Below are 4,116 nucleotides of genomic sequence, written 5' to 3'. Positions count from 1 at the left end.
GGAATGTTGAGCGGGCCACGGACCTGGAACTCCGGCCCCCGGTGCGCCACCTCGTGCACCCGGTCGGTGTCGGCGAACACCCCGGCCGTGGTGTCGAAGACCAGCGCGTCGTCCTCCCAGCTGTCCCAGAGCTTGATCGCCACGTCGACGAACTCGGCGGCCCGCCGGTACCGGTCGGCGTGCGCGGGGTGGCTGTCCCGGTTGAAGTTGACCGCCTCCCGCTCCTGGGCGGAGGTGACGATGTTCCAGCCGGCCCGGCCGCCGCTGAGGTGATCCAGCGAGGCGAACTTGCGGGCGGTGTGGAACGGCTCGTTGTAGGTGGTGGAGACCGTGGCGATGAGGCCGATGTGTTCGGTCACCGCGGCGAGCGACGCGAGCAGGGTCAGCGGTTCGAAGACGGCCTGGATGTTGTGGCGGGGGTTCGGCCCGACCGAGAGACCGTCGGCGAGGAAGAGTGAGTCGAGGGTGCCGCGTTCGGCGATCCGGGCCAGCTCCTGGAAGTGCCGCACGTCGGTGACCCGACGCGGGTCGGTGCGGGGGTGCCGCCAGGCCGCCTCGTGGTGGCCGACGCCCATCAGGAACGCGTTGAGGTGCAGGGTGCGGGTCATTGGTGTCCGTCCTATCCGGCAGTGACGTCGACGCGCCAGGTGGAGAAGCGACGTTCGAGGGCGACGAGGAGTTGGTTGACGACCAGACCGATGGCGGAGATCGTGATGATCCCCGAGTACATGTCGGCGATCGCGAAGTTGTACTGCGCGTAGTTGATGAGGTAGCCGAGCCCCGCCTTCGCGCCGACCATCTCGGCCGCGACCAGCACCAGGATCGAGTACGCCCCGGCCAGCCGGACGCCGGTGAAGATGGTCGGCACCGCGGCCGGCAGGATCACCTTCTGGAACAGCCGCAGGTGGTTGAGCCCCATCGAGCGGGCCGACCGGATCAGCAGCGGGTCGACGCCCTTCACCCCGGCGATGGTGTTGAGCAGGATCGGCCAGGAGCACGCGTACAGCACCAGGGCGATCTTGGAGGTCTCCCCCAGGCCGAGGATGAGCACGAACACCGGCAGCAGGGCCAGCGCCGCGGTGTTGCGGAACACCTCCAGCAGCGGGCTGAGCAGCTCGGCGAGCGGCCGGTACCAGCCGATCAGCAACCCGAGCGGGATGGCGGTGAGCACCGCCAGGCCGAGCCCGGCCAGCGACCGGGTCAGGCTCGCGCCCACGTGCTCGGCGAGCTGCCCGCTGCGCAGCAACTCCCACCAGGCCACCAGCACCTCCGACAGCGGGGGCAGGAAGACCCGGTCCACCAGCCCGAGCCGCGGCGCGCTCTCCCAGATCGCGGCCAGCGCGACGATCGCGACACCGCGGTGCAGCACCCTGCCGCCGAGGCCGAGCAGCCGGCCGGCGGGGCCGCGGGCACCGGATCCGGGGGCGGCCACCGCGTCGGGCGCGGTCGTCGGGGCCGCCAGCCGGGTGGGACGTTCGGCGATGTCAACCAACGCGGGCCTCCTCGGTGTGGGCCGCCGCCGGCGCCGCGCGCCGCGCGTCGGCTCCGGCGACGACGGAAGTACGACCACCACCTGCTCCGGGGTGGGCGGTGCGGCTGCCGGTGGCGCCTTCGGCGGCCTGGGCGGCGCGCACCTCGTCGCGCAGCAGGGTCCAGATCTGGTGCCGGTGGTGGCGGAACGCGTCGGTGGAGCGGACGTCCTCGGCCGCGTCCCGGTCGCCGAGGTCGATGTCGATGACCTGTTTGAGCCGACCGGGCCGGGACGTCAGCACCGCCACCCGCTGTCCCAGGTAGACGGCCTCGTCGATGCCGTGGGTGATGAACACGACGGTCTTGCCGGTGCGGGCCCAGATCCGCACCAGCTCGTCCTGCAACGAGTCGCGGGTCTGCGCGTCCAGGGCGGCGAACGGCTCGTCCATCAGCAGCACGTCCGGGTCGTACGCGAGGCTGCGGGCGATGGCCACCCGCTGCTTCATCCCGCCGGACAGCTCGTGCGGGTAGCGGTCGGCGAACCCGCGCAGGCCCACCAGGTCGAGGTGGTGCTCGATCAGGGCGGCCCGTTCGCCCCGGGGCACCCCCTTGGCTTCGAGACCGAACGCGACGTTGCCGGCGGCGGTGCGCCAGGGCAGCAGCGCGTACTGCTGGAAGACGATGCCCCGGTCCAGGCCGGGGCCGGTGACCGGCCGGCCGTCGACGAGCACCCGCCCACCGGTCGGTTCGGTGAGCCCGCCGAGCAGGTCGAGCAGGGTGGACTTGCCGCAGCCGCTGGGGCCGACGACGACCAGGAACTCGCCCGGGCGTACCCCGAGGGTGACCTCGTCGAGTGCGGTGACCGCGCCGGCCGCGCCACGCCGGCCGCCGCGGACGCCGAAGGTCTTGCTCACCCGGTCAAAGAGGATCTTGTCGGTGTTCACGCGCTGCCACCGTCCACGAAGGGGTTGAACCGGTTGGTGTAGAGGTCGGCGGGCTTCGGACGGTCGCCCCTGAGCTCGCCCTCGGCGGCGAGCCAGTCGATCCAGGTGGCGAACTCCTGCTCGTCGATCACCCCGCCCCGGCCGGCGACGCCGCTGCTCTTCCAGTACGCGACCAGCGACGGGTCCTCGTTGCGACCCCGCTTGCCGATGATGTCCCGCATCCGGGCGACAACGGTCTCCCGGGGTTGGGTGCGCGCCCACTCGATGGCCTTGCCGACCCCGGTGACGAACGCCCTGACGGTCTCCGGGTTGCGCTTGATGAAGTCGTCGCGGAAGACGTAGGTGCCGCCGCTGAACGCGCCGAGCAGTTCGTAGTCGGTGACGATGGTGCGGATGCCGCCACTGGCGACCGCCTTGTCCCGGATCACCCCACCGAGCACCGCGACGTCGATCTGTTGCTGTCGCAGCGACTGCTCGGTGTTGACCGGTGGCAGCGCGACCAGCTCGACCTGCCTGATCTCGGCGGGGGTGAGACCGCCGCGAGCGAGCCAGGTCTTGAGCACGGCCTCGGCGTGCGCGCCGAGGGTGTTCATGCCGACCTTCTTGCCGATCAGGTCGCGGGGCCCGCGGATCGGGCTGTCGTCGAGCACGTAGTAGCCCTGGAAGGTCTGCGCGTCCGAACCGTAGTAGCTGACCACCGCGGTGATCGGGGCGTTGGCGGCGGCGAGCTTGACGATGGCGCCGTTGAACGCGCCGCCGAAGTCGCTCTGCCCGGTGGCGGTGGCCTGGATGTCCTGCGGACCACCGGTGACGTTACCGATCCAGGTGAGTGTGACGTCGCCGAGGTAGCCGAGGTCGGCGGCGAGTTCGGGGAGGGTGACCTGGCCGACGGAGCCCTGGTAGCGCAGCTCGCTGACCTGGTCGCCGCTGGCGGTGGCGGCACCGCCGCATCCGGCGGTGGCGGCGAGCACGACCAGCGCGGCAGCGGTGGCGAGGGTACGCCGAACGGCATGACGGGGTGGGGACATGAGGAGTCTCCTGATCTGTCCACGATGGGAGTGGGGACGCCCGGATGGGGGCGTACGGGCACGCACGCTGCTCCGCGTTGAGCGGGCGGGCGGTGGGAGTGCGGCGCTGGAGCCGAGCCGGCTGAACCGGTCAGCTCAACAGAGCGCGCTCGCGTGCCGGACCAGGTCGATGTGCACACGAGCGGTGAGGAGAAGCTCATCCCGCTGCGACATGACCCCATGCTGCCGGGCGTCGGATCGAGCGGTCAACGGCCTTCCAGAAGATGAGACTTCTATCGCCGCCGATGTTACGGAGCCCTTCTGGCAGCGTTTACCGTTCCGCAACACCTATCTGTTTGATAGGGATACCGGTGTCGGACGGGCACCGTCCAGGACGGACACCGAGAGGGTTTCAAAAGTTGTCGGTTCGGGCATGTTCGATCTCGACACGGCAGGGAACGGTGACGAGGGGAGACCTCCGATGGGCCTCATGTTTCGCAAGCGCAAGAAGTACGGTCCGATCATCCTGAACTTCACCGAGAACGGCTTCTCCTCGTGGAGCATCAAGATCGGTCGCTGGTCCTGGAACTCCAAGGCGCGTGCGCACCGCGTCGACCTGCCGGGTCCGCTGTCCTGGAAGCAGGACAAGTCCCGGTCGTAAACCTCCCGGGAGTCGAGCGGGGTGCCGGTGATTC

General features: G+C 70.3%; 6 protein-coding genes. 1 reads left to right on the top strand and 5 read right to left on the bottom strand.

Annotated elements, in window-relative coordinates; genetic code table 11:
* The 5 genes from KBX53_RS24655 to KBX53_RS37320 all read right to left on the bottom strand — a co-directional run.
* The coding region (locus KBX53_RS24655) for an NtaA/DmoA family FMN-dependent monooxygenase (RefSeq protein ID WP_210861901.1) at window positions 1–608 on the bottom strand (608 nt) is incomplete at its 3' end.
* Window positions 609–619: 11 nt separating this feature from the next.
* On the bottom strand, window positions 620–1,492 hold the full coding sequence (locus KBX53_RS24650; RefSeq protein ID WP_030333607.1) for an ABC transporter permease: 873 nt from the start codon (window positions 1,490–1,492) through the stop codon (window positions 620–622).
* Window positions 1,485–2,414: an ABC transporter ATP-binding protein gene (locus KBX53_RS24645; RefSeq protein WP_036411787.1), complete on the bottom strand. Its 930-nt coding sequence runs from the start codon at window positions 2,412–2,414 to the stop codon at window positions 1,485–1,487. Before KBX53_RS24645 ends, KBX53_RS24650 begins: the two co-directional genes overlap by 8 nt.
* Window positions 2,411–3,442 carry an ABC transporter substrate-binding protein gene (locus tag KBX53_RS24640; protein WP_210861899.1) on the bottom strand — a complete coding sequence of 344 codons (1,032 nt, stop codon included), beginning with the start codon at window positions 3,440–3,442 and terminating at the stop codon, window positions 2,411–2,413. The genes KBX53_RS24645 and KBX53_RS24640 overlap by 4 nt, the downstream gene beginning before the upstream one ends.
* A gap of 135 nt (window positions 3,443–3,577) precedes the next feature.
* Window positions 3,578–3,655 carry a putative leader peptide gene (locus KBX53_RS37320; protein ID WP_357592331.1) on the bottom strand — a complete coding sequence of 26 codons (78 nt, stop codon included), beginning with the start codon at window positions 3,653–3,655 and terminating at the stop codon, window positions 3,578–3,580.
* 247 nt (window positions 3,656–3,902) lie between these two features.
* Between KBX53_RS37320 and KBX53_RS24635 the strand changes: the two genes are divergently transcribed.
* The gene (locus tag KBX53_RS24635; protein WP_030333600.1) at window positions 3,903–4,082 is read left to right on the top strand and encodes a DUF4236 domain-containing protein; all 180 of its coding nucleotides are present in this window, start codon (window positions 3,903–3,905) and stop codon (window positions 4,080–4,082) included.
* The last annotated feature ends 34 nt before the right edge of the window (window positions 4,083–4,116 follow it).

This window comes from Micromonospora sp. M51 (assembly GCF_018070305.1).
In the GTDB taxonomy this organism is placed as follows: domain Bacteria; phylum Actinomycetota; class Actinomycetes; order Mycobacteriales; family Micromonosporaceae; genus Micromonospora; species Micromonospora parva.
Note: the sequence above shows the minus strand (reverse complement) of the source record. Positions and strands in the feature narration are given on the sequence as shown.

Coding starts and splice junctions, on each gene's coding strand:
- KBX53_RS24640 (WP_210861899.1), bottom strand. CDS start 3,442: ATGTCCCCACCCCGTCATGCCGTTCGGCGTACCCTCGCCACCGCTGCC.
- KBX53_RS37320 (WP_357592331.1), bottom strand. CDS start 3,655: ATGTCGCAGCGGGATGAGCTTCTCCTCACCGCTCGTGTGCACATCGAC.
- KBX53_RS24635 (WP_030333600.1), top strand. CDS start 3,903: ATGGGCCTCATGTTTCGCAAGCGCAAGAAGTACGGTCCGATCATCCTG.